A 25,629-nucleotide genomic window follows, 5' to 3' on the forward strand; every position below is an offset into this window, starting at 1 on the left:
CAAAAGCGGAACAAAGTATAATTGGCAAATAAGTTAATATATAGGCAAGAGGTTTATTGCCCAAACCTCTTAACAGTTTAGTAGTTTAGTAGAGGTCATTTGCCATGGCCTCTCCTTATTTCAAATTTATCGTTTTATCACACATGTACCTGTCCGGGGTAAATTGTGTTATTTTTAATTCCATTCATTCATAATGATTTGTTCTATTGCTTGGATAGTTGGTTCATAAATCCAAATTCGTTTGCTATGTGGTCCTCGTTGGCGTTGATATTGCCTAACTCTAGGATCGTTTAAAATGTTTTTTTCTAAGAAATCCCGTTCAAATGGAACAATTTCTTTTAACTGTTCCAAATCAATAAACAGTACCTTTGGTCGAGTTACTTCACGTACATATTTATCGAAAATCTCTTCCATCTTCTCTTTTGGAAAGCCAGCATTTTCGAAAAGTTTTTGAATTAAGAAATTATCATTTTGTGTTTTTATAAGTGAACACCATCCTTAAGTTGTTCGCTTAACAACTTTTAATTTATACCGCCATCTACTAACTTTAGATGTTGTTGCCCATTACATACGGTGATGTCCATTCGTAATGAAGTAGATGGCTGCCACATAGAAATAAATTTGATACCTTCTGCAAAACGTGATCTTGGCAAATCACCATAACGAGGGATTTGAAAATGATCTTTGAAATCACGCCAAAAGGCTGAAAATACTTGTTTACTTAGCTGTTTGTAAGCATTGGCATCTTTACCACCAAGAGCTTCCAAAACTGCTTCATTACCACGTTTACGAATTTGAGCTTCTTGGCTACCATCTATACGCATGGTATTAACCAAGTTTTGAACAGTTTCTTTCACTTCACTAACTTCCACTTTTAGAGTTTCTACTTCTTCGGAAGTTTCTAGTGATAGTCTCATAGAAGCTTTGAGCTGTTCTTTTTCTGTTAGAGGCTTTGCATGCTGCTCTTGGATAAATACTCGCATTCTCTTAAACTCCTCTATGAATTTAACTTTCATTTTCATAGCTTCGGGAGTTGTATACGACATAGCTACAATTGCAAACCCATCTTCCGTTAAATTGTATTTGGGGTACCATTGTTTATTTTGTGAGTGTTGGTAATGGGTCTGCCCAAAGTTGGACACCCCCCATTCAGGCTCTCCAGCTTCTTTTAACTTTTCAATTTGTATCTCAATGTCACGTAGAACATGCTTATGTTCTTTCCCAAACATTTCAGAGATTGTTAAGCTATCTGTTACTGCCTGGTTGTTATTGATGAAAACTAATTGTGTCATAATTGAACCTCCTATTTTCCGAAGTATTTCCAATCTGCTAAACTATTGGTAGATTGGAGGTGATACATATGGCTGTAAAGAAAAGTTATATTCCTGTAACACAGGAACAATTAGTTCATGATTTAACAATTACTTGGTTAAGTCGTGATAAAAAAGAATACAATGCAACTGAATTCGTGAATGAGTACCTTCGATTAACACAAACTTTCACAGAGACAGTTGACCAATTAACTCAGTATGACTTCAATCCAATGGCTCCTAAAGAGCTAGATTAAAACGCTGTGTTTAGCAAGATTAATAGCGTAGGACCTATTAATCTTGCTTTTGTACAAAATGTTGAGCAGACATGTTATTCAATTCATTAGAGTATTGCTTTTGACGACGAACTTTTTGATCATGTATTAGTTCATTCATGGCAAGCAGCACATGTTGTACTTCATAGATACTCAATTCACCATAATCAGCATCTATCAATTGTTCTGCTTCTATTAAAGGAATAACCTTTGTTAGCAGGTTTTCTAGTTTTTGCGACTGTTCATCAGTAAATGGTGACTGATACAGTTCCCTAAGTGTTTTAGGTTCCACATTTTCACCTCCTTTATGCAAGACACCCTTTCTGTAAACTATGTTCAACATCATGGATAAAAAAAATTTCTCTTGGGTCTTTATTGAAAAAATGACCTATTTTAATAACCATTTCTGCTGTTGTACTACCGCCTTTTTCAATAGAAATTATAGTATGTCTCGAAACACCAAGCGCTACTGCAAGTTCTTCTTGAGTCAAATCAAAATCTTCACTGAGGCGTAGATACTTAACAATATTACGCATTCTAATTTCACCTCACTTTTTGTTGCACATTGTTTACATACACATCGTAATATACATGCAACAATATGTCAACTATGTACAACAAATTATTCTTATGTTTTTACTTAATGTTTTGTTGTATATGTCTTACAATATGGTAAACAAAGTTTACAGACAGGAGGGGAGCATTATGAGTGAATTAGGAGATCTATTAAGAGAACTACGAGGTAAACGCTCGTTAAGAGAAATAGCTGATTTAACAGAATTAAGCCACACTTACATTTCAGATGTTGAAAAAGGCTATAGACGAGGTACTAAAAAGCCATTAAACCCTTCGCCTGAGACATTGAAAAGATTAGCAAAGGCTTATGATTACCCGTATGAAGAACTTATGAAAGCTGCTGGTTACGTTGAGAATACTGGGTATCTTAATAAAAATCAAGAATCATACCATAAAGTTGAAGTAAACGGTAAAATTATTTCTTTATCGCAAGAGGAGTATGAAGTTTTAGAAGCTATAAAAAAATATCCTGTTGCTATGGATAATCTAAAAAGTAATCCTGAGAAAAAAGTAAAACAAATGATTACTTCATGGCGAAAAGTAGAAGAAGCTATGAAGGAAATTGATGATGATGACGATGGTGATTATTTGGAGTGATTAAATGGCATTGGTTTTAGGCGATTTTTTACAAAAAAAGAGAATTGATTCATATGAGAGAATAAGTAAAGATATTTTGAAAAATATTAATTATAACCACCCTCATAAAATCGATATATATGAGCTATGTGATCTTTATGGTATGAAAGTTCTGTTGAGTTTGATACCAGATGATACTAGTTATGCTGTTTCACACAAAAAAGGTAGAAGAGGCGTTATAAATTTAACTGTTTGTGAAAATGAAAAAGAAGAACGTGAAACATTGGCCCACGAATTTTCACATTTATATTTACACCAAATGAATCAACTAACTCAGATACCGATAATGGTAGATAAAATGGAAATTCAAGCTTTTAAATTAGCTTCAAATATTTTGATGCCTTCGTCAGACATATTAAACTTTGAAGTTTACCCTGATATTAATACTGCGTACTTATTAGCTGAAGATATTGCACAATATTTCAACGTCACGCCAGAATTTGCTTATAGAAGACTACTATATTTTAACGAAAATCATAAATTCAATATAAATGAAAAATTAGAACTGCCTAACCTATCAATTCTTTCTGATTCAGAAGTTAGAGAATACTGTTCTTATGACATATTAACTAAAACAAATAATAGATATGATAAAGGTTCCTATTATATATCTACTGACCCAGCAATAGATATGAATAAAAATAAAATTATTGTTATTTTTAATGAGAGTAACAATTTAGAATTAAAATGATATTATTTTGAAACAGGTATTGGTTTATATGATTAGCTCCTTGCACATCAAAAGTGTAAGAAGCTATTTTAATACCCAAAAAAAGAACATACATTCTACATTTGAAAGGAGTGATGATGAATTAGCCTAAAATTATCGTTTTCTCTTAGATACCTGTCCGGGGATTACTGAGGTGGAATGAAATGGCTAGACAACAATATAACAAGACAAAAAAGGAACATATTTATTGGTATAAGGATGGTAAAAAGAAGAAGTTTGCTTTCCGCTATCGATATTACGACACTTCTGGTGCTCGCAAAGAGAAAAGTAGAAGTGGATTTGAAACTGAAAAAGCTGCAGAACTTGCATTAACACAATTGAAGGCAGACATTTTATCTGGAAATCTTGCAAAAGTTGAAAATCAGGGTTTAACAATAGAAGAATGGCTAAACATGTGGTATCTAGCAAATCATCCAAAATGGAAAGTAAGTACACAACATTTGTATAAATACTATATTGAGCATCATATCCTACCTTCATTACGACATTTGAAGCTAAACAATCTAACGAAAACATCCTATCAAGACTATATTAATAATCTACTAAAAGATTTTTCACAGTCTACAGTATACGGTGTCCATGCTGTATTAAATCATGCTATTAATGCCGCAGTAGATGATGAAATACTGACTCGTAATAAAATTTCCAAAGTTATTATTCCTAAGGATATTCATAAACCTTTTGAAGAGAAACATTTAGATTTGCATGAAATTGAAGAATTGCTAACCTACATCAAAAGGAATGAAGGATTTACTCATTTTGTATTAATTTTAACTCTTGTTTCTACTGGAATCAGAAAAGGTGAAGCGTCTGGTTTAAAGTGGAACGATATTGATTTTGAAAGTAATATCATTACTATTCAAAGGACTAGAGATCACTTAGGAACTCGTTCGACAAAAAGCTGGAATAGCATGAGAAAAATTGATGTAGGTAATCACCTAATATCTTATTTAGAAAAGTATAAAATCTGGTCTAAGAAAAAATTTCTTGAACATGGAAAAGTATTAACTGAGGATGATTATATTTTTATTAACGAAAATCTATTAGAGCCTATTTCCAGACAATTCCCTAACTACATTTTAGAACGTGCTTTTGAGGCAGGAGTTATCAAAAAAATCACACCCCACATGTTAAGGCACTCTTGCGCTTCCATTTTAATTTCTCAAGGCATTCCTATAACTACTGTTGCAAAAATGTTGGGGGATTCTGTAGAAATGATTTTAAAGGTTTATGCTCATTCTTTACGAGAAAAAGAGAAGGAAGTTGTAAAAGTAATGGACACATTACTGAAGTTTGGATGATTTAGTAGATTTTGGGGTACAAATTGGGGTACACATTAAATGGGTACCCTTCTCCCCCTTATATATCAATACAATCCCACTTATTACAACTTATCTTTTTCTTAAGAATTTACATTATTTAGTTGTATCTATAATAGGCTAACTGCGATTAAATCTGTTTTTATACTCTCTATGTGAACAGTAAACAAGATTAGCTTTTTATTTCACCGTATTCTTATGTTGGGTACGTAACATTTTTTAATACACTTAGGGATAATTTTAGTTTAAATAAACAATTAAAAGAGGCTGGGACAAAAAAAAAAATGTTAGACCAAGATACAATCGGTCTAACATTTTTTTGATTTAGGAAGGCATATTTAACTTCGTGAAGTGAAAAAGCTAATATCCATTTTTGTTGTTTTTCAATATAATCGAGTTTTGTCCCAGCCTCTTTGTATATTATTTATTAACTTCCAGATATTTCATATAGCGAACCGACCGAATACCATTAATGTATTGAATAAATGTCATTCTACTCCACATTACCTTTGGAGAGCGTCAAACCTCTATTAGAATCAATTAAAGAAAAAAGAGTGTAAGCAAACTAAGTATTTTTGAATCTGTCCCCGGTCTGAAACAAGAATGTTTATTTAATAGCATTTTGTTTTTTTTAAATACCTAAATCATTATCATAAAGGTGATTTAAAAATGGTAACCAATGAAAGTCAGAGATTCTAAAATCATTATAACCTAATCTTTGGTATTCCCACTTATATTGATCTCTTTGTCGTGCATCCTGAATATATTTTCTGTATATCGGTGATGTATGGTCTTCCCACGGGTTGTATATAACACTAGAATAGTCCTTTGGTACGTCACCAGGCCAAGTGTTTTTCATGTAAATAGGTTCATAATTAGACCAATGTAAATAAAGAATGTTATTATAATCGAGTTTTAAATTGGGATATCCATAATAAGATTCATCGTTTCGGCCCAATATTTTTTTATCAGGAAACTTATCAATGATGTCTCTAGCCAGTCTTTCTATAAAATCTTTTAATTGTTTTTTAGAAAGTTCGACATCTTCTTCTGCAGCTGTATCGTTCTTATTTAAATATAAATGTTGATTCATATCTCCTATAAAGCTTGAAAATCTCGTACCCAATTCTATTCTGTAATCATACACATCAAAAAGACTATCATTTTCATAAACATGAATATCAAAATTAACTTTTTGTAGTTTTGTTTGTAGTACAGAATAATTTTCTCTGAGATAAACTTGTAATTCAGCTCTGTTAGTAACTTTTTTAGGTTTAAAATACACTTCAATTTGTTCTTTTGATTTTTTACCATTTAAAGTTGAAGATACATAAATAAAATTTTTTCCTTCTTTAGTAAATTTAATTTCATATGTATTATCTTTATCCTCTACAATTTCATCATTTAAGGTAACTGTAACAGTCGCTTTTTCAACTGTTGATACATTTAAATTATGAGTACTTTCAGTTGTTGTTTGACCATTTACCAAACCGGTAATTTTCAATTCGGGAGGCTTGCCCCACAATTTTTTTGCATGTGCTGTTTCATTAACAGTAGTTATAAAGAGCAATGTAAGAAAAATAACACTTGCAATCAATAACGATGAACACCTCTTCATTACTTAAATCACTCCATTTACTTTAGATTAAGTTAAATAATACTATGATAATACCATTATATTTATTTAGTGGGAATATTTTTTTGTAATGTATAAAGCACACCTTTAAAACTCTTATTAACATTGTAACGACTTGATAGTGAAATCATGTATACCAAATTTTGTGCAATAGCCCATGTTGTCCAATCTTTACCCTAAAAGTTATTTACACACTAAAGAACAAACGCTCTTCTTTTATGAAATGTTCGACAAAAATAACACACTCTTATGAGCAAAGTTAGGCTGAATATTGATTTTAAGTTTTCCTACATAAAATAGGCATACAAATGCTACTAGTAGAATAGAAACCTATATAGAGGTCATTTTTATCGAAAATTAAAGTGGGGTGTGAAAGGATGCTGAAACTAAATGATGCAAAGGAAATGGTACTCGAAATTGTACAACATGACCCATTATTTGTTGTCTTACAACAAGATACGCATTTAGAAGAAACGCTTTATAATGATGCTTATTTAGCACATATTAAGGAATCAAATTATTATTCTATTTCAGAAGTAGCTGGTTGGTTTAATATTACTGATGCGATGCTTCGTTACTATATTAAGCCATTTGAACAGTATATTTTTAATGATGCTACAAACAGCCCAAACACCAATATTCGTTTAAATCTTTCTGCCATTTTAAGACTTCGGATGATTTTATTATTAAAGGACAAGCACCGTGTTAAAGGTCTGAAGAATTTATTAGGGATTGATGATCATGGTCAACTTCCTAATCATCAAATAACTGCAACAACGATGATTAATGATGATTTAGCCAATAAAGTCGATGTTCTCGGAAATGTCCTACAGCAGATAATCCAAACGGGACTCTTTACTATCTTGCCAAATGAAGAGCAAGGTGCCCTGCAAGTAGCCATTAATCAAGATTTTCTTACACAAAAAATTCAATTACTATCCACTGAGTCAAGTTCATTTGAAGAAATACAAAAAGAAACAGCTGAACTGAAACAAGAAAACGAAAATTTACAGAAACAAATTCAAGAGCTGCAGGGAGGAAACGTGAAGACCATCGTCCAAAAAATACGTGAGCGTCATATTGAAAATGAAATTGTATCCATATTGCGCACAGAGGCCTTACAGCAATTTTCTCAGGAAAGAAAAATAGGCTTTTTCGTGAAAATGTTTCGTTCCTCACAAATTGAGATGGAAAAAGAGCAATTCGCCTTGAGCTATATTTCAAAGAATTTAGAAGAACGCTTAGAAGCAACCTTGAATAATTATTATGACAAATAGTGCAATTTATTTATTTGACGTTTGCAAAAGAAAGTATCAGTCTCCCAGGGTAATGTCGCGAAGGTCTTGTTCATATGGATGTGATGATTCTAGCCTTCGTCCCCCCACCCTGTGGAGTTCCTCTAAACTTACTCTTCATTCCCTAACGATCCTTTTACTGTTCATTTCTCTATTCGTATCACTAGGAAAATTATCTATCAACCATATTGACCACTTTGGTCAACGCATATATAATCGATTTAAAATACACCAAAGGGAGAAAAAAATTGTATCAAGCATTTCAAAATTTAGAAGAAAAAAAACGTAATAAAATTATAAATGCTGCACTGCGAGAATTTTCAATTCATAACTACGAAACAGCCTCTACTAATAAAATAGTGAAGGATGCAAAAATCTCAAAAGGAATTTTATTTCACTATTTTGGTAGTAAAAAAAATTTATATCTTTACTTATATGACTATGTAACAACAATTTTCACTGAAGCAATCAATAGTAGCGTAGATTTGGAAGAACCCGATATATTTAAACGTTATGAACAAATTATGATGATGAAATTGGCATTAATTCAGCAATACCATACACTTTTTGATTTCTTAAAAAAGACATATGCTGAAACAAGCTTAGAAGTAAGAAATGAACTCGATCAATATAATAGTAAGCTACAAGATTCTTCCTATACTCGTGTGTTCGCTGGAATTAATTTTGATTTATTTCATGAAAATATAGATAGTACTAAGGCGTTAGATACCATTAGATTAGTTACAGATGGAATCAGTGATCGATATGAAAAACAATTAAAAAGCAACGTTGATAATCCTGAAGCCTTTCATCAACTACTAAAGCAATGCATGGAAGAGGCAACCCATTATTTTGAATTTTTAAAACAATTATTATACCGAAACACAAAGGGGTGAATAGCATGACAATTATTGAGATTAATCAATTAACAAAAAGGTTTGGGAATTTTTATAGCATTCAAAATGTGAACTTACAGATTGAAAAAGGTGAAGTATTTGGATTTTTGGGTCCAAATGGTGCAGGTAAATCGACAACAATCAGACATTTAATGGGCTTTTTACAGCCAACTGAAGGCATTTGTACAATCAAGGGATTAGATTGCCGAAAAGCTACAGCTGAAATACAAAAATTTGTAGGGTATTTACCGGGTGAGATAGCCTTTATTGATAAAATGACAGGACAGCAGTTTATTCAATTTATTGCCAAAATGCGAGGATTACATGATCTAACAAGAGCCCATGAGCTTATGCAATACTTTGAATTAAACGCTACAGGGCTAATAAAGAAAATGTCGAAGGGTATGAAGCAAAAAGTTGGTTTAGTTTGTGCGTTTATGCATAGTCCTGAAATAGTCATTTTAGATGAGCCGACAAGTGGATTAGACCCGCTTATGCAAACAAAATTTATTGAATTGATTATCGGAGAAAAGGAAAAAGGAACGACTATCTTCATGTCCTCTCATATGATTGAGGAAATTGAGAAGACCTGTGACCGAGTAGCCATTATTAATGCTGGTAAGATTGTTGCCATAGAAGCCATTGCTGATCTAAAAAAACGCAAATCTAAGAAATTTTTAATTGAATTTCAAAGTGAGCAGGAGCTTTCTCGCTTCCTAGAGGAACCATTTATGACTGAGCAAATCAGCCCTACACAGGCGATTATCAAGGTTCAGGGGAATGTCCAAGTATTGCTTTCAACGTTAGCACACTATCAAATGATGGATCTCGATGTTATTTCACAATCACTCGAAGATATTTTTATGCATTACTACGATGTAGGGGGACAAAAATCATGAATTTTCCTTTGCTAAAACATGAGATGCTAGCCACGGTTAAATTATTTTGTATTATACTCGCAGTATTAATGCTCTATATTATCAGTATTGTTTATATGTATAATCCCGAGATGAGCAACACATTAAAGCAGCTTACAGCAACTATGCCAGAAATGATGGCCGCATTTGGGATGGGTTCTATCGGTGATACGTTAATTGAATTTTTATCCACCTATCTCTACGGATTTTTATTACTAATTCTCCCATTAGTGTTTATTATTATGTTAGCAAATAAACTTATAATGGGCTATATAGATAATGGATCAATGGCCTATCTCATTGCAACACCAAATAGACGATTGAAAATTGTATTTACACAGGCATCTTTTTTAATTGCTAGCATCTTTATACTGCTCGCTGTGACAACTTTAGTAGCCATTATCTTTTCAGAATTTCTATTTCCTAATGAATTAGATATCCCTGCTTTTCTTACATTAAATCTAGGTCTATATTTCTTACACTTTGCCATTAGTGGCTACTGTTTTCTTGTTTCCTGTAGCAGTAAGGATTTAAAAACCTCCTATGCATATAGTACAGGCTTACCAATTGCTTTTTATTTAATAGAGGCGCTAAGCAATATGGGAGGCTCATTAGAAAAACTTCAGTACTTTACAATCTATTCATTATTTGCTCCAGAAAAATTAATGGCTCAGGATAGCTCGACTATTTGGATGCTTGGAACATTATTTATTATTGGGCTACTGTGTTACACGTTCGCTGTTCGCATTTTTGTGAAACGTGATTTGTACTTATAAAGTGCATGCCAATCTATATCATAGATGAAAGCTTGGTTTGAGATTTAAACCAAGCTTTCGTTCATAAATACTACATGGTTGGGGGTAAATAAATATTTAGAAATGTTAGCACGGTTAAATTACCAATATCTACAATGAAATGTGAAAAAATAACCCACCTTAAGCTCTTTGTTTTAAAATATGTAATAGCCCAAACAATACCTGCTATACTTAGATAAATATATAAATGGTAGGATTTACTAGCAATCGAAAATACACCCCACATAAATGGATGGCTTAACACAAAAAATAAAGTGGAATATATTATGCTAAACCATTTTGACCAATCATCTTTCAACCCATCTAGTAAAACTCCGCGCCAATAAAGTTCCTCAAACCAAGGATTAATGCAAGCAAATACTAACCATAGTATTATTAGTAAAGTCGAATCAAATAATTGGTAGTTCATTAGTAGAATGCTTAACGGGAACATCCCCAATAATAAAGAAATAGTAATCCATAATTTTGATTTATTTGACTTCATCAGCCAACTTTTAATAGACCTATCTCCTTTAAATAGGACAATACAGATACCCATCAAAATCCAATAAACTATCGCTAGGGGAATCCAAGCCCAACCATCTATGTACTGACTAAAAAAAGTTGCAGTTAAAAATCCTACACCAATAATTATGAATGGTGATAGTAAAAGAGATATATTCTTTTGGCTACTCATTATGATGACTACTCCCTTTTTCATTAATAAAAATTTTTAACAGTAAATTGGCATCAGGGATGGGGCATTCAGGCCATTGAATTTTATTAATAGCTAAGCCTTGTATAAAGGAATAATAGGTAACAGCCAAAGTTATAGGATTTGCTGAAATAATTTCTCCCTTTTCTTGCCCCGCTTCAATAATAGGCAATGTACACATAACTGGTGATAACGATTGATCTCCTGTAAGTAACTCTTTGACTTCAGTTGGTATAGCATCTGAGGTACTTGCCTGGATCATGATTAAAAAAAGTAGTGTATGTTCTGAATCTATAAAGCTATTTAAGATCTGCTCTGTCATCCATCTTAATTTCTCAAGTGGTGTACCCTTATATTCATTTGCCTTTTGAATAACCTCTATGGAACGATTCATTGCTTCTTTTACAAGCAATGAAAAAATCTCTTCTTTCGAATTAAAATAATGATAAACAAGACCATGACTTAATCCTGCCTCTTTAGCAATATCACTTATTTTTGCTGCAACCATTCCCCTCCTCGCAAAAACGATCAAGGATGCTTTTAATATCTGTTCTTTTCGCACATCCCTTAATTCTTGATTAAGCTCTGATTTCCTTGGCATTTAAAATCACTCCTTTTTTGATTGACTAGTCAGTCAATGTTATTTTATTCTATGGTTTATTTACATAATTGTCAATTCAATTCCATATTTAAATATTATCGTACTAAATGTTCACTTATAATGTAGCTAAGTTCCCGATAAAGCGCATTAGACGAAAATGGATGGTTGCCATTTCCTCTACACTTACATCCACATTGTCACTATCAAGCCACTCCTGAATAACTCCTATAATCGCAGAACTTAAAAAAGCCTGTAAATATTGTCGAAATTCTGGATCTAGCATCTCCTCTTGAATAAGAGATAGGCTATTTAAAATATGATTACTAAAAACCCTTTTCATTTTAATAATAAAGGCAGGACTCCCCTGTTCCCCTAAAAAAACGCGAAAAACCTTTGCGTTCCTTTTAATGCATCGAAATACCTCAACAAATGGTTGATAAAGCTGTCCTGTTTTTACGGTGTGGAAGGCTTCTACAGGCTGAACATTTTTAACATAGCGCTCTAATTCTTTTAATAGCTCCTGCTGTAAATCCTCCATTACTTCAAACTTATCCTTATAATGTAAATAAAAAGTACCTCTATTGATGTTAGCAGCTAAAGCTAGATTTTTTACGGTTACTCGTTCAAAGCCCGCTTCCTCTATTTGTTGGATTAAAGCTTTTTTGATTGCTTGCTTTGTTTCAAAATTCATCTTTTCATGGATAGACATCGTTAACCTCCTATAGTTTGACTCTTTAATTCAATCCTTTTGTTTGTATATATGCTAGCGAAAAATTTCCCTAGTATCAATATAGTGCATTTCCCATAAAATCACTAAACACATTTTCTTTATCTGTTGATTGTAATTCCCTATACACTATTTTAAAATTTCAAGTATCAACACTGTGTTCAGTAAAGGAGATGGAGATATGGGAAACAATGCGATATCACTAAATTCCATTGAAAAAAAGTTTCATCACAAGCAAGTGATTGCACCCCTTTCCTTAGAAATTCCACAGGGTCAGCTTATCGGTTTACTTGGTCCCTCAGGCTGTGGGAAAACAACGTTAATCAAATTGATTATGGGTATGATAAAGCCTGACAACGGTAGTATTCAAGTATTAAACCTTACTGTTCCACATAAGCAGTTGCTGATGGATATCGGCTATATGGCACAATCTGATGCACTTTATTTGGATTTAACAGGTAAAGAAAATCTTCATTTTTTTGCAAAGCTTTTTCGTTTAACAAAAAAAGAACGCGCTGAACGAGTAGCATATGCGGCCGATCTCGTTCGTTTGACAGATGATTTAAATAGTAAGGTCATGAATTACTCTGGCGGAATGAAGAGAAGATTATCTCTTGCCATTGCCCTACTCCAAAATCCACAGCTTTTAATTCTTGATGAACCAACAGTTGGCATTGATCCTGTCTTGAAAAAGGTAATATGGCAGGAGCTTATTCGATTAAAAGACGAGGAACAGAAAACAATTCTTGTCACAACACATGCCATGGACGAGGCGGAACGTTGTGATCAATTAGCTATGCTAAGAAATGGGCAAATTATTGCATACGGTACTCCGCATGAATTGAAAGACCGTTATCAAGCACAAGATTTTGATGAGGTATTTGTAAAGGCTGGGGGTGACGTGCTATGAGGATTGGTGCTATCATAACAAGAATTATGCAGCAGATGAAACGCGATAAACGGACACTTGCTTTATTATTTATTGCACCTTTAATTATTCTTTCCTTAATGTATTTTATTTTTAATAGTAATGAGCCTGAGATGACGCTTGTTGTATCGAATGGTCCAGCACCATTAATCGAAAAGCTTAAAGCAGTAGATGTTAAAGTAGTGGAAAACAATGATTATTCCTCAGCGATGTTAAAGGAAGAAAAGTATGATGGATGGTTAGCAATCAAGCAAAATGATATAAAGCTTACATTATTAAATGATGATCCCTCTAGTACAAAAGTTGTTATGATGAAGCTCTCTCAAGCTTTACAGCCTGAACAAACTTCTATGTTAAATCTAAAGACTGAGTATGTTTATGGGGATGAAAATACCGCTATCTTTGATATTTTTAGTCCAATGCTGACTGGCTTCTTTGTTTTCTTTTTCGTCTTTTTAATTACAGGGATAGCACTATTAAAAGAACGCACCTCTGGGACACTGGAACGTCTGCTTGCAACACCGATTAAACGCTCAGAAATTGTCGCAGGCTATATGATTGGCTATGGTTTGTTTGCCTTTCTTCAAACAATTATTATTGTTTTGTTTGGTATTTATATTTTAGATATTGTACATGTGGGCTCAATTTGGCTTGTTTTGCTTATTAATATTGTTGTAGCACTTGTTTCATTATCATTAGGGGCATTGCTATCAAGCTTTGCAGCGTCTGAATTTCAAATGATGCAGTTTATTCCGCTTGTTATTGTCCCTCAAATATTTTTTTCAGGCATTTTTCCACTGGATAATATGGTAGAATGGCTGCAAAATATCGGACGTATTATGCCACTTTACTATGCGGCTGATGCACTGAATGGTGTTATGTATAAAGGCTATGCTTTTCATGACATTGTTGTGGATTTAGTGATACTTGCTTGCTTCGCTCTTGTATTCATTACGCTAAATATTATTAGCCTAAAAAAATATCGATCCTTATAATGCACACAGAAGAGTTCTGCCATATCCTAAGCAGAACTCTTCATGTTGTTGAAATACTATTATGTCAATGAAATTAAGGTGACAAATTAAAAAGTATAGCCCTTTTTCAAAACGAGGGGTTGATCTCCGTTCCGACAGAGTGCTTTCCTGGGGGCGTCCGATGAGCCGCTTCACTCGCGTAGCTCGCTCCAGGGTCTCATCTGTGACGCTGAATCCCCGAGGAGTCACTCAGTCTACACTCCAATCAACCTTTGCTCATCGTATTTTCTTCTGGCAATTCACACAAATATATAGTGATAAATTTGAAGTCTTAGCCATCATTATATTGTGCAAAAATGGAGCTTTGATAACATTTTTCAATGCGAAAACAGAGGAGTACTTTATGTAAAGTTACAAAGTAGTTTTACGCATAAAATGTAGGTTAACAGCTATAGAATTTGTACCAATATTCTATCCATTTAATGATGGTGAGTAACATGCTTTTACTTCACTTTACTTTTGAGGGAAGAAAATATTTAAAGTTCTACACTATTGTGGGATAGCGAGACAGACGAGAAACTGAGGCCAACACGATGTTGGTCACGAAGGCGTTGTCACAGGACGTGACGCACTTAGTCTTCGTTCCTCCAGCGCAGGAAGCGGCTCGTCGCTCGCCCACAGGAAGCCCTTGCTCTGCGCGAAAGCGAAGCGTCAGCGGCAAAGCGAGTAGCCTGGAACGGAAATCACCTTCATTTTGACTAAATATTCACAAAAAGTCCCTTGACTATTTAATTTTTCAACACTTTGAAGAGTTCTGCCATTTCCTAGGCAGAACTCTTTTGAACGTAATGACCAAAAATAGAAAATTACCCCATCATTTTCATAGTAAAAGAGCAGATATTCAACTATACTAGTTTTACAATTAGTGCCATCGTACATATGTATTTTACCAAAATATCAATAAAATAAAGGGGTATAAAAATGAAGATGATAATGGAAATACAGAACATCTCTAAACAATACAAAGGCAAAAAGATTTTAGAGAATGCTTACTTATCAATTTATGCCCACCAAATAATAGCTCTTGTTGGAAAGAACGGTTCTGGAAAGAGCACTCTTTTAAAAATCATTTCTGGATTAATAGATGCCGACAGTGGTGCAGTTATTAAACACCAACAGTCTTTAAAAATTGGGTATGTACCAGAGGTGACACCTTCACATATTTTATTTACGCCAGAAGAATATCTTTTTCATATGGGCAGTATTCGAGGAATGGCAACAAAACAATTACAGCAAAAAATTGATGATTTACTAGAAATGTTTCATTTACAGGAATCAAGGAATATTCGTATCATTAATTTTTCAAAAGGCATGAAGCAAAAGGTAATGATTATGCAGGCAATGCTTGAAAATACGGATCTACTAATATTGGATGAGCCATTATCAGGTCTTGATCCAAAGGCACAGAGTGATCTAGAAGAAACCCTCTCTATTTTAAAAGACAAGGGTTTAAGCATCGTCCTAACCTGTCATGAAACGAAATTGCTTCAGCATCTTGTTGACACCGTTTTTGTAATTCAGAATAATAAAATCATCCAAACAGATTCATTCAATTCCAATCAGACACAGCATAATAGATTAATTTTTGAGATTGGCGATCTGGCACTATTGGAAAACCTATATCCTTTTCTTGATATTCTAGAGCAAAATCAGTTAAATTCTGACCATTTTGAAATTGTTACTGTGATTAAATTAGAGGATACCAATCGTATTTTAGAAGACCTTCTACGCAAAAATGTCTCCATCAAACAATTAATGCCAGTCAACTATCAGGAGGAACATTTCTATAATCAATTTTAACGAGGAGGAATAGACACTAGAATGCTTAGTTTATTACGCTATCAATTTATCAATTATTTAAGGACTTATCAATATGTTCCACCTTTTTCAATCTTTGTGCTATGTCTTGTCGTCAATTATACCTTTGTTCCAAATCCTATATTAGATAGCTATTCATTCACAGCCATTATGCTCTTTTTTCTAATGGGATGGTTTACGGTCACACTATTTCACGCGGAGGATGAGGAGCAAAAAGTAATAACAACGCTACATGCTAAAGGTCGAACACAATACAATTTAGCAATTTTCATTATTTGTGGACTGATTGCGTTAGGCTTAAGCTTTATATCAGTACTTTACCCTACTGTTATTGGTGCCTTTGGAGAAACGCCAAGATTTTTACATCTATTACTAGGCTTCCTTGCTCACTTTAGTTTAGCTATACTAGCTATTGCACTTTCAGCTATCTGTACAAGAGAGCTTGTTAAAAATAGGCACAATACTTGGTGGGGTGTGCTAGGCATCTTACTAATCTCTGTTGTAGCCGCTGCTTTACACGAGACAATATCACAAGTGAAAGGTCTTACTTGGCTGCTTCCACCAGTCCGTCTTTCGTTAGAAATGATGAATTCAGAAGATTCCATAACAACAATACCAAGCATTTTTTATTGGCAATTTGCTTGGATATTTATTTATGCGAGCCTAGTCATTATGGTGTTCTTCCTCCTAGCTAATCGAAAACTACTAAGGAGATAGGTTTCTATGTTAAAAAAAGCAAAAGTGCTAATTATAGAGGATGAAAGTGATATTGCTACTATTATTAGAGACTATTTAAGCGTCAACCATTTTGAGCCTTATATCGCTCAAAATGGACATGAGGCTATTCAAGCTATAAAAAATAGCCGTCCTGATTTTGTTATTCTTGACCTATCTCTCCCTGATTGTGATGGCATCGAATTATGTCGTCAAATTCGAGAAGATAGCAATGTTGCGATATTAATTTTAAGTGCTCGCAGCAGTGATACTGATAAGGTTCTTGGTCTAGGATTCGGTGCAGATGATTATATGACGAAGCCATTTTCCTTAAGTGAGCTTGTTGCAAGAATAAATGCCCATTTACGGAAACAGTATAGATGGCTGCAGGACAATACAGAAAAGATGGATCTGATTCAAATCGATCATATGATTATCAATAAAAATGAGTATACCTTTTCCCTTGATCAAAAGCACATTCCTCTATCAGCAAAAGAATTTGAAATGTTATTTTTTCTAATGAAAAATAGTAATCAGGTGTTCTCCAAAACGCAGCTGCTTGATGCTGTTTGGGGCTATGACACCTATGGTGATGAAAACACGATAACTGTTTATATTAGACGTCTCCGTGAAAAAATTGAAGTCAATCCATCTTGCCCTGTCTACCTTCAAACTGTTTGGGGTGTTGGTTATAAATTTAGTACTCAAAATCATTCGTAGGAGAGCACAATGTATTTAAAAATTTGGATGAAGAAATGGCTATGGTCTATACTAATTTGTGTTTCTCTATTATTTATTTGTTTCCTTCTTTTACTGCTTACTACTGTTAAACAAAATGAGGAACCATCAAATGAGTACGTTATCAATCAAATTCGCTTACAGGTAAATAACGTTTTATTGTACATAGAAGACCATTTTACAAGTCTCGAACAAAATTTAAATTTACGCAATTCCCTTCAGGAAATGAGCAATAGTGAAGATATAGATATCACAGTTGTTCAATTAGATGGGAAAATTATTTTTAATTCAATAGAAGATGACCCTTCACAGTTTATCAGCTTAAAAAACGATTTACATTATGATTTATTTACTTCTCAACAACAACCTGAGATCATAAAAATTGCCTTTCCTATAATTAGTAAGACGAATGAACAACTAGGTAACGCTATTTTCACCATCGATAAAGATGTACTCTTTCCCATGGAACAGCCTAATACTAGCATTTTTTCAATTTTATTTATAAGTGGTCTATTATGTTTTTTAATCATTTGCCTTGCCATTTACATTACAAGGAAGGCTAATAAGGAAATCTTACTTCCTTTAAATGATTTGAAAAAAAGTACCGAAGAAATTGTCAAAGGGAATTATGAACAGAAAACGGAGTATCCGAGAGTAGATGAAATTGGTGAATTATATGCAGTATTTGATCAAATGCGATTAGAAATAAAAAATCTTACGCTACAACGAGATGAACAGGAGCAAAACCAGAAAAAGCTCATTTCAAGTATTTCGCATGAGGTAAGAACACCTCTAACAACAATAAAAGCCTATTTAGATGCTATTTCAGAGGGAATTTGTCCAGATACGAATTCTCTTATGTCATACATTCAAATTATACAGACAAATACTGAAAAAATGTCCAGGCTAATTGATGATTTATTTATTCACACGTTGAAGGAGCTTGGGCATATCCCAGTTAACTTAACAGAGCAGTATAGCAAAGATGTTTTTACGAATATTTTGCATCCAATTCATCATTACGTCCAAACGACCGGCATTCAATTTATCGAGCCAGAGCATATTCCTAATGTCCTTATTCGAGCAGATGAGCATAGACTAGAGCAGGTACTTTCAAACCTTATTACGAACGCACTAAAGCATACCTCTAAAGGCGATTCCATAACCGTTTCCATCAATATTGAAAACCAATTACTATACATTAATGTCATAGATAATGGTAATGGAATGCTACCTGAGGATATGCCTTTTATTTTTGAACGATACTTCAGAGGTATTCAGGCTACTGGAGAGACTGCTGTGAAAAATGAAGGAGCTGGACTCGGGTTGTCTATTTGTAAGCATATTATGGAAGCGCATAATGGTTCTATTTCATTTAAAAGCAAACAAAATATAGGAACAACATTTACATTAACTCTTCCTATTATTTAAATTTCTAAGAGGATAATTTCGAAAAATTAAGAATATAAGTAATGAAAATCAGAAAAAAATTGGAGAGTGAAGACATGATTCATGACATAGAGGAATATGTAAAATATTTAGATGGTATTCATAAACGAACGATGCAATATATGAACGCAATACCTGATGAACTTTTAGATTGGAAGCCCTCTGAAGCTAAATTTTCTATAGGTGAATTATTGCGGCATATCGCATCAGCTCGTTTGATGTTTCTAGGTATATTTGAACATGGCTCGTGGACGTACACGGGACATGATACTAGTAATGGGGCTTCCATAGAGGATATATCTAATTATTTAGAGTCATGTCAAACTAAATTAACAGAGGGGCTATTGAAAATAGGTAACGATGTGTTGTCAAAAAAGGTTTTAACCCTTCATGGTCATGAAGTAAGTGCATGGAGAATACTTATGTCGATTCCCGAACATGAAATTCATCATCGTGGACAAATCTCTGCATATTTACAAATGAACAAGATTGAACCGCCTCAAATTTTCGGATTAAAAATCGAGCAAGTGAAAACATTATAATTTTAGGAAAGAGCTTTGGACCCTTCTTATATCCAAAGCTTATTTTTGTCTTTATACTAAAGGTTTAATCTGAGAGGGTTTTCTTCATTCCTACTGATCAAGCTTCTACGACTGGTTACGCGGGATAAAAATACATCTTTTCAAGAGAGCACTTTTTTATTACGATAATCTGATTTTTTTTGATGGTATGTTATAACTAAACAAATGGTTAGTAAACTTCCAAAAAATGAATCTATAAAACGCACAACTATTTTTCCATAGCTACTAATTGGTACCCAATCAATCATGCACCAAATACTTACATATAGTAGTGTTAAAATAACTAATAAAGCCCAAAAATAGAGTTTCTTTTTAGCGCTAATTTTCGAAGTATCTTTATTCTTATTTAGTGATGCTCTGTAAAACATATAGCCGATAATTAGCGAAATTCCAAAAAGTGTACTGCCGTGTTGTAAAAATTTATAAATGGGTATTTGATAGCCATACACATTGAAAGTGTGGCTAAGAGTTGGGAAACTCATTACCATAAATCCATGCATATGTGTAAAAGAATCCCATACTACATGAGTTAACATTCCAATTATCGCTGAGTAACAAAAAACGACTGTCTTCCATGTTTTACTTCCCTCCACTTTGTAGCTAGATGTATCCTGTAGAAAGGTAGGTAAATGATGGATTACATTCAAACGTATAATTTGATGATAAATAAAGTAAATCATTAAAACTAAAGGGAGATTTAATAGAAAAAAACCTGTGAAAGTATGCCCTATTTCCCCTATTGGTTGGCCTCGTAAAAAATATTCAAAGTCAGGAGCCATACTTCCCAAAACCATTGCGGAAAAATTAATATATCTGCTTTTTCTACAGAATGGTATTACTGCCGCTGGATGGGCAAATGTTAATGGCATAATAATCCCCTCCTCTTTCACAGCATCTATATTTCAACGTTTTTCATTTCTAAAAGTTCTTAGACTGAAAGAGCTACATGAATTTATCAACAGATTTTTCTGTTGTAATAATTTATTAATAATTTAATAAGGCCCTTATAATAAATCCCCCTTACACTAAAAGAAATAAAATCGATGGAGGCGGTATTCTCGTGGGAAAAGAGGTACTTATTCGTGCTCAAAATCTATGCAAGACATATTCCACAGGGAGTGAGCAATTTCATGCAATAAAAAATATTAATATCGAAATATATAAAGGAGATTTTACTGTTATTATGGGAAACTCCGGTTCAGGTAAATCGACACTGCTTTATCTTTTAAGTGGTCTAGATTCCATTACGACTGGTGAAGTCTATTTTCATGGAGAAAGGCTGGATACATTTACCGAACAGCAGTTAGCTACATTTCGTTCTAAAAAAATTGGATATGTCTATCAAAGTAGTAATCTCGTCCCGGATATGACATTGCTAGAAAACATCACCCTGCCAGGATATATTGCAAAATATCCTAAAAAAGATGTGTTAAAAAAAGCGGAGATGCTATTAAATAAAATGGGACTAGAAGAGCAACGAAATCGTTTACCTTCGCAAACCTCTGGTGGACAGCAACAAAGAGCTGCTATTGCTAGAGCATTAGTCAATGACCCAGAGATTCTGTTTGCAGATGAACCAACTGGTAGTTTAAATTACGATCAAGGTGTAGCTGTCTTAGATATTTTAACGAATTTAAATAACAAGGGTCAGTCTGTCGTGATGATTACGCATGATATAAAAGCAGCCTGTCGTGCTAATCGGCTTATTATCATTCAGGATGGAAAAATTGGAGGTATTTTAGACTTCGATCAATACGATGATGCTAGCATACAAGAGCGTGAAAATATTATCTTCTCATATGTTGCAGGAAAGGAGTAAAAAATGCACGCAATACTTACACTTTGCTTTGCACATATTAAGAAAAGGAAAATCCAAAATGTCCTATTAGCAATCCTAATTATGCTATCTACCCTTTTATTAGCCACCTCTGTAATAATTATTATGAATACAAGCAATATTTTTGAAAAAACACATCGTGATTCAAATGGGGCACATCAAATTTTAACGATGGGTAAGGATATTCATAATCCAAACACTGTCAACAATTGGTGGCAAGAACAACAAGGGGTTTCTGCCTCGAATCTCATTCCTTATAGAAATTTATCTGGCTTTACAGCGAATGGTGCAGAAACGCCAAATGATCTCTACTTATTTATGATGAATACACCAAAAACGCCCTTTGCTATTGATCAATTACTATTTTCAGAGGGTGAAAATCAGGACTATCCTACTGAGGGAACAATTTGGATTCCCACATCGATGGCTACTACTTCGAATATTTCACTTGGAGATGCTATTGAATTTAACACTGGCGAAAAAGCTTTTATATTAAACGTTTCTGGTATCGTTGTAGATTTGCCATATGGTGGACCCTTCACAACGAATGCTCGTATTTGGATGAACGACTCTGACTATCATAAACAATTTGATACGATGATAGGGTCTGAACATTATATGATGGCTCTTCGCTTTGATGATTATCAGCAAAGTGCAAACTATTGGAAAGAATTCGAAAAATTTTTAAACGGCCCCTACCTTGAATCAAAAATGGAATACGTGGATCTCTATTCGTTTAATTTTATTATTAATAAAATTATCGGCTTTATCATGATCGCTTTTGGTGTAGCAATGTTATTCATTTCATTGTTTATTATTGGTTTTAGTATTTCAGATGCCATTTTAACGAACTATAAAACGATTGGTGTTATCAAATCTCTTGGACTCACTTCTTGGAAAATTAGTGCGACCTATGTTTTACAATTTGGTTTATTATCCATGGTTTCAATTATTCCGGGTCTTATTGCCAGTACAGTCCTTTCCAGAGTGGTCATAGAAAGCTCTTTATCTTATTTAAAGGCCGGAAAGCATTTAACGATTATTCAAGATTTTAGAATCACTATGCTACTTGCTGTCATAATCCTTGTCATTGTTATCCTTACTGCGTTCATTTACTCAAACAAAGCACGTCACGTTGAACCAGTACAAGCAATTAAGTACGGTATGTCAGAATTTGCAAACAGTAAGTTGAATCGGCGTTTAAACAACTCTAATCGTCTTTCTAATTTAGTTAATTTGCCGATTCAACTTCAAATTAGCATTAAAAACATTACTAAAAATATGAAAAGTTCGATTTTAATTATTGTTCTTACAGCCATTACTTCTGCAATTTTAGTGTTTAGTGCAGTCATTCATAATAGCTTTATTTCCAACATCAAACAAAACACACCAGCATTGGGCTACGATTCATCACATGTTGTTGTAACGGTTTTTAATGAGGCAACATTTTCAAAACAACAGTTTGAACAATTTTTACGCTCAGATGAACGCATAAAAAATCACGCTTGGTTCGATCAATTTACAGGGGTCCTCCCTAATGAATCAAATCAACCACTAAATATTAATGTCAATACCATTGAAGGTAGTTTTGATGTTGCTGGATACGAGACAATTTCTGGCCGTAATCCTGTAAAAAAAAATGAAATCGCCATTGGCCTTAATGTCGCGAAGGCTTTACACAAAAATGTAGGAGATATTGTAGAAGTCTATATCGAAGGCAAGCAGCATCATTTGATTGTAACTGGTATTTATCAATCAATCGCCAATATGTCTAATTCAGCGAGAATTACCGCTGATGTAATCAAAGTTTATAATGCTACCTATTCTGCTTCAGAAATCAGTATGATCAATTTGGTAGATGAGACATTATCAACTCAAATCGTTGATGATTTAAACAATAACTTTAAAAGCTCTGTCAAAGCTGTCACACAACAAACATTATTATATGATGTCTATAAAGTTGTGGTCGCTGTTTTAATCATCCCATTATCTGTTATCGGAATTTTATTTATTGTTGTAACATTCATCATTATTTTTAGTGTTTCCAGAATAAACGTAAGAAAAGAAAGCGGAACTTACGGAATTTTTAAATCTATTGGTATGACCTCAAATACTATTCGATGGTCTATTACATCTGGAATTCTATTACTTTCATCACTAGGGGCTATGTTTGGAATTTTTATCGGTGTAAAAGTAATTCCCGTAGCTTTACAAAGTATTGTTTTAGAATATGGCTTACTAGAATTACCTCTTGTGATAAATTGGCCAATAACCATCGGATTATCTTTCTTAAGTGTTGTGGCAGCCTGTCTTGGTTGTTGGGTATCCACGAAAGTAATCGCCAAAACCTCACCTCGAATTCTACTTGTTGAATAAAAAACTGCCCTTACTCTATAAAAGAGCGAGGGCAGTTTCATCTTTTCATATCTTACCTATTCTTTCAATTCAATAACGATCGGTTCAAGATTTATTTCTTTATAGTCCTCTATTTCTACAGGGCTATTCCTCACAACAGTTTCGCCAAAGGCATTCTTTTCCTCTATTTGTTCATCTTCATTTACAGATGACTTTATGAGCCGGATATGTGGCATAATCTTCAGTGTAGTTGCTCTTTCGTCAACTTTTCCAAACGTCTTACCTATACTAAGATCATGTGGATAACCTCGCCCCCCATGACTTAAACCATCGTAGCTATTCCCCTTATCATCTGTCATTGTAAAGTCTAGTTCAATATTATTCCAATAATCTAAAATATGCTGATCTAATTGTTGCCTTACATATACAATGGTGGACATCGGTGTATGGGTGATTTTTTTTACTGATACTTTGATATCATCAAGAGTCGAGGATTTATTGACTATTTGCGTGTGCTTTGTGGTTGCCTCTACAGAAAAAGCAAAACGCCAGTGACCATTAATCATTGTATTCTCTTCCGTTAAAATCTTATCAATATCCCATACTAAGTATGCTGTATCCCCTACATTTGTTCCGAAATTTCCAACTGTTAACATACCAACATAATTGTAATCGTCTACTCTTTTTATTTCCGATCCCCAGGCCATGCCATCTGCATCCTTTACTGAAGAAGAAGTATCATGGATTCTTGGATGGTCACCTAATTTCTTTTTACTTTTGAGAGAATAGGTTACAAAAATTGTTTCACCATCGTAAAGGGCATCATTAATCGATATCTCCACACCCTTACTTACGTCGGATAATTCTATAGCTGTTGAAAATTCTTTATAATTTTCATAAAGCGAAGATCTTTCTCCATCTATAAATTGAAAGATGTTTCTTACAATAGGAATGCTTCCTGCATTGGCTGGAAAGGTATAGCCTAGTATCGCCCCTGATAATCCTATAAAAAGCATTGCTACTGCTATTTGCGACCATCTCACTCTTTTTTTCTTTTTCTTTAGGCTTTGCTTTAATCGCTTTTTTACCTGAGCTTTTTCAAATTCACTAACATCCAGTTCAGTAAATTCCTTATTATCTAATTGCACATCGTTGAAAAATTTATAAATTCCCTTCATGACGGATTACCTCCAAGCTTTAATTCAATTGCTTGCTGCTGTAATTTTTTCTTGCCTCGATATATGCGATTATCAACAGCAGCACCTGTTAAACCAACTTGAATTGCAATATCCTTCGTGCTCATACCAAGGAAAAATTTCATCATAAATATTTTTTGATCTATAGCATCAAGTGTGTTGATTAATTTTACTAATTCTTCTTGATTTTCAAGCTGAATGACCACTTCCTCAACTGAAGGGTCGATTAGTAAGTCTGGGTGCTTTGAGGATACTTCTCTATTCTTTACTGCTCGTCGGTAATAATCGAATGCTTTAAACTTAGCAATGACACATAGCCACTTTCGAAAATCATCAGTACCTCCTTTAAATTGCTCAATATTGTCCCAAATACTTAAAAAGACATCATTAATACATTCATCAACTATATAATCCTGTTGCAATGGTGCAAGCACCTTATAAATAACACCTTTCACAAGCGATAAGTACTGATCCACGACATATTCAAGAGCATCCTCTTTCTGTCGTTTTAATCGCTTAATGAAATTTTTCTCATTCGATTTCATGGCACCA

The 25,629-nt window shown here is 33.8% G+C and carries 29 protein-coding genes; 18 read left to right on the forward strand and 11 right to left on the reverse strand.

The genetic code is table 11. The features are described from left to right. Nucleotides 1-174: 174 nt before the first annotated feature. Both ACQKIM_RS12070 and ACQKIM_RS12075 read right to left on the reverse strand, forming a co-directional pair. Complete coding sequence (locus ACQKIM_RS12070; protein ID WP_427543966.1) at nt 175-414, reverse strand: hypothetical protein; 240 nt, start codon at nt 412-414, stop codon at nt 175-177. Between the two features lie 107 nt (nt 415-521). Beyond that, nucleotides 522-1,292: an ORF6C domain-containing protein gene (locus tag ACQKIM_RS12075; protein WP_427543969.1), complete on the reverse strand. Its 771-nt coding sequence runs from the start codon at nt 1,290-1,292 to the stop codon at nt 522-524. Nucleotides 1,293-1,360: 68 nt separating this feature from the next. Between ACQKIM_RS12075 and ACQKIM_RS12080 the strand changes: the two genes are divergently transcribed. Beyond that, on the forward strand, nt 1,361-1,567 hold the full coding sequence (locus tag ACQKIM_RS12080; protein WP_427543972.1) for a hypothetical protein: 207 nt from the start codon (nt 1,361-1,363) through the stop codon (nt 1,565-1,567). A 37-nt stretch (nt 1,568-1,604) separates the two neighbouring features. Here the strand turns inward: ACQKIM_RS12080 and ACQKIM_RS12085 are convergent, their stop codons facing one another. Then, the gene (locus ACQKIM_RS12085) at nt 1,605-1,877 is read right to left on the reverse strand and encodes a hypothetical protein (RefSeq protein WP_427543975.1); all 273 of its coding nucleotides are present in this window, start codon (nt 1,875-1,877) and stop codon (nt 1,605-1,607) included. Nucleotides 1,878-1,890: 13 nt separating this feature from the next. Then, entirely contained in the window at nt 1,891-2,121 is a 231-nt protein-coding gene (locus tag ACQKIM_RS12090) for a helix-turn-helix transcriptional regulator (protein ID WP_427543978.1), read from the reverse strand. 169 nt (nt 2,122-2,290) lie between these two features. Between ACQKIM_RS12090 and ACQKIM_RS12095 the strand changes: the two genes are divergently transcribed. The 3 genes from ACQKIM_RS12095 (at nt 2,291) to ACQKIM_RS12105 (ending at nt 4,828) form a co-directional block, all read left to right on the forward strand. Further along, complete coding sequence (locus ACQKIM_RS12095) at nt 2,291-2,758, forward strand: helix-turn-helix domain-containing protein (protein ID WP_427543981.1); 468 nt, start codon at nt 2,291-2,293, stop codon at nt 2,756-2,758. Nucleotides 2,759-2,762: 4 nt separating this feature from the next. Beyond that, on the forward strand, nt 2,763-3,488 hold the full coding sequence (locus ACQKIM_RS12100) for an ImmA/IrrE family metallo-endopeptidase (RefSeq protein WP_427543984.1): 726 nt from the start codon (nt 2,763-2,765) through the stop codon (nt 3,486-3,488). A gap of 182 nt (nt 3,489-3,670) precedes the next feature. Then, nucleotides 3,671-4,828, forward strand: coding sequence for a tyrosine-type recombinase/integrase (locus ACQKIM_RS12105; RefSeq protein WP_427543987.1), 1,158 nt, complete (start codon nt 3,671-3,673; stop codon nt 4,826-4,828). 649 nt (nt 4,829-5,477) lie between these two features. Here ACQKIM_RS12105 and ACQKIM_RS12110 read toward each other — a convergent pair. Continuing rightward, entirely contained in the window at nt 5,478-6,443 is a 966-nt protein-coding gene (locus ACQKIM_RS12110; RefSeq protein WP_427543990.1) for a hypothetical protein, read from the reverse strand. Nucleotides 6,444-6,859: 416 nt separating this feature from the next. Between ACQKIM_RS12110 and ACQKIM_RS12115 the strand changes: the two genes are divergently transcribed. The 4 genes from ACQKIM_RS12115 to ACQKIM_RS12130 all read left to right on the forward strand — a co-directional run bounded on the left by ACQKIM_RS12115 (nt 6,860) and on the right by ACQKIM_RS12130 (nt 10,366). Next, nucleotides 6,860-7,759, forward strand: coding sequence for a hypothetical protein (locus tag ACQKIM_RS12115; RefSeq protein ID WP_427543993.1), 900 nt, complete (start codon nt 6,860-6,862; stop codon nt 7,757-7,759). Nucleotides 7,760-8,025: 266 nt separating this feature from the next. Next, nucleotides 8,026-8,673, forward strand: coding sequence for a TetR/AcrR family transcriptional regulator (locus ACQKIM_RS12120; protein ID WP_427543996.1), 648 nt, complete (start codon nt 8,026-8,028; stop codon nt 8,671-8,673). A gap of 11 nt (nt 8,674-8,684) precedes the next feature. Then, on the forward strand, nt 8,685-9,572 hold the full coding sequence (locus tag ACQKIM_RS12125; RefSeq protein WP_427544164.1) for an ABC transporter ATP-binding protein: 888 nt from the start codon (nt 8,685-8,687) through the stop codon (nt 9,570-9,572). Next, nucleotides 9,569-10,366 carry an ABC transporter permease subunit gene (locus tag ACQKIM_RS12130; protein ID WP_427543999.1) on the forward strand — a complete coding sequence of 266 codons (798 nt, stop codon included), beginning with the start codon at nt 9,569-9,571 and terminating at the stop codon, nt 10,364-10,366. Before ACQKIM_RS12125 ends, ACQKIM_RS12130 begins: the two co-directional genes overlap by 4 nt. A gap of 70 nt (nt 10,367-10,436) precedes the next feature. Here the strand turns inward: ACQKIM_RS12130 and ACQKIM_RS12135 are convergent, their stop codons facing one another. From ACQKIM_RS12135 to ACQKIM_RS12145, 3 genes are all read right to left on the reverse strand, one after another. Beyond that, nucleotides 10,437-11,081 carry a CPBP family intramembrane glutamic endopeptidase gene (locus tag ACQKIM_RS12135; protein ID WP_427544002.1) on the reverse strand — a complete coding sequence of 215 codons (645 nt, stop codon included), beginning with the start codon at nt 11,079-11,081 and terminating at the stop codon, nt 10,437-10,439. After that, the gene (locus ACQKIM_RS12140; RefSeq protein WP_427544005.1) at nt 11,074-11,700 is read right to left on the reverse strand and encodes a TetR/AcrR family transcriptional regulator; all 627 of its coding nucleotides are present in this window, start codon (nt 11,698-11,700) and stop codon (nt 11,074-11,076) included. The genes ACQKIM_RS12135 and ACQKIM_RS12140 overlap by 8 nt, the downstream gene beginning before the upstream one ends. Nucleotides 11,701-11,815: 115 nt before the next feature. Beyond that, complete coding sequence (locus ACQKIM_RS12145; RefSeq protein WP_427544008.1) at nt 11,816-12,409, reverse strand: TetR/AcrR family transcriptional regulator; 594 nt, start codon at nt 12,407-12,409, stop codon at nt 11,816-11,818. A gap of 199 nt (nt 12,410-12,608) precedes the next feature. Between ACQKIM_RS12145 and ACQKIM_RS12150 the strand changes: the two genes are divergently transcribed. The 8 genes from ACQKIM_RS12150 to ACQKIM_RS12185 all read left to right on the forward strand — a co-directional run bounded on the left by ACQKIM_RS12150 (nt 12,609) and on the right by ACQKIM_RS12185 (nt 19,650). Then, the gene (locus ACQKIM_RS12150) at nt 12,609-13,337 is read left to right on the forward strand and encodes an ABC transporter ATP-binding protein (protein WP_427544011.1); all 729 of its coding nucleotides are present in this window, start codon (nt 12,609-12,611) and stop codon (nt 13,335-13,337) included. Next, on the forward strand, nt 13,334-14,350 hold the full coding sequence (locus tag ACQKIM_RS12155) for an ABC transporter permease (RefSeq protein ID WP_427544014.1): 1,017 nt from the start codon (nt 13,334-13,336) through the stop codon (nt 14,348-14,350). Before ACQKIM_RS12150 ends, ACQKIM_RS12155 begins: the two co-directional genes overlap by 4 nt. Nucleotides 14,351-14,510: 160 nt before the next feature. Next, nucleotides 14,511-14,738, forward strand: a complete 228-nt coding sequence (locus ACQKIM_RS12160; protein ID WP_427544017.1) for a hypothetical protein — start codon at nt 14,511-14,513, stop codon at nt 14,736-14,738. A gap of 572 nt (nt 14,739-15,310) precedes the next feature. Then, a complete protein-coding gene (locus ACQKIM_RS12165; RefSeq protein WP_427544019.1) occupies nt 15,311-16,189 on the forward strand; it encodes an ABC transporter ATP-binding protein in 879 nt (292 codons plus the stop codon). A 21-nt stretch (nt 16,190-16,210) separates the two neighbouring features. Then, a complete protein-coding gene (locus ACQKIM_RS12170) occupies nt 16,211-16,924 on the forward strand; it encodes an ABC transporter permease (protein WP_427544022.1) in 714 nt (237 codons plus the stop codon). A 6-nt stretch (nt 16,925-16,930) separates the two neighbouring features. Beyond that, on the forward strand, nt 16,931-17,641 hold the full coding sequence (locus ACQKIM_RS12175; RefSeq protein ID WP_427544025.1) for a response regulator transcription factor: 711 nt from the start codon (nt 16,931-16,933) through the stop codon (nt 17,639-17,641). A gap of 9 nt (nt 17,642-17,650) precedes the next feature. Further along, a complete protein-coding gene (locus ACQKIM_RS12180; protein WP_427544028.1) occupies nt 17,651-19,090 on the forward strand; it encodes a sensor histidine kinase in 1,440 nt (479 codons plus the stop codon). 74 nt (nt 19,091-19,164) lie between these two features. Then, complete coding sequence (locus ACQKIM_RS12185) at nt 19,165-19,650, forward strand: DinB family protein (RefSeq protein WP_427544031.1); 486 nt, start codon at nt 19,165-19,167, stop codon at nt 19,648-19,650. Nucleotides 19,651-19,790: 140 nt separating this feature from the next. Here ACQKIM_RS12185 and ACQKIM_RS12190 read toward each other — a convergent pair whose 3' ends face one another. Further along, complete coding sequence (locus ACQKIM_RS12190) at nt 19,791-20,558, reverse strand: DUF4184 family protein (protein WP_427544034.1); 768 nt, start codon at nt 20,556-20,558, stop codon at nt 19,791-19,793. Nucleotides 20,559-20,749: 191 nt separating this feature from the next. Between ACQKIM_RS12190 and ACQKIM_RS12195 the strand changes: the two genes are divergently transcribed. Next, nucleotides 20,750-21,508 carry an ABC transporter ATP-binding protein gene (locus ACQKIM_RS12195; protein WP_427544037.1) on the forward strand — a complete coding sequence of 253 codons (759 nt, stop codon included), beginning with the start codon at nt 20,750-20,752 and terminating at the stop codon, nt 21,506-21,508. 3 nt (nt 21,509-21,511) lie between these two features. After that, a complete protein-coding gene (locus ACQKIM_RS12200) occupies nt 21,512-23,902 on the forward strand; it encodes an FtsX-like permease family protein (protein ID WP_427544040.1) in 2,391 nt (796 codons plus the stop codon). Between the two features lie 56 nt (nt 23,903-23,958). On the opposite strand, the gene ACQKIM_RS12205 is transcribed toward ACQKIM_RS12200, so the two are convergent. Together ACQKIM_RS12205 and ACQKIM_RS12210 are read right to left on the reverse strand one after the other, a co-directional pair. Further along, nucleotides 23,959-25,059, reverse strand: coding sequence for a DUF4179 domain-containing protein (locus ACQKIM_RS12205; protein ID WP_427544043.1), 1,101 nt, complete (start codon nt 25,057-25,059; stop codon nt 23,959-23,961). After that, entirely contained in the window at nt 25,056-25,622 is a 567-nt protein-coding gene (locus ACQKIM_RS12210; RefSeq protein ID WP_427544046.1) for a sigma-70 family RNA polymerase sigma factor, read from the reverse strand. The genes ACQKIM_RS12205 and ACQKIM_RS12210 overlap by 4 nt, the downstream gene beginning before the upstream one ends. Nucleotides 25,623-25,629 lie beyond the last annotated feature (7 nt).

This window comes from Lysinibacillus sp. NPDC047702, assembly GCF_050272555.1.
Taxonomy (GTDB): domain Bacteria; phylum Bacillota; class Bacilli; order Bacillales_A; family Planococcaceae; genus Lysinibacillus.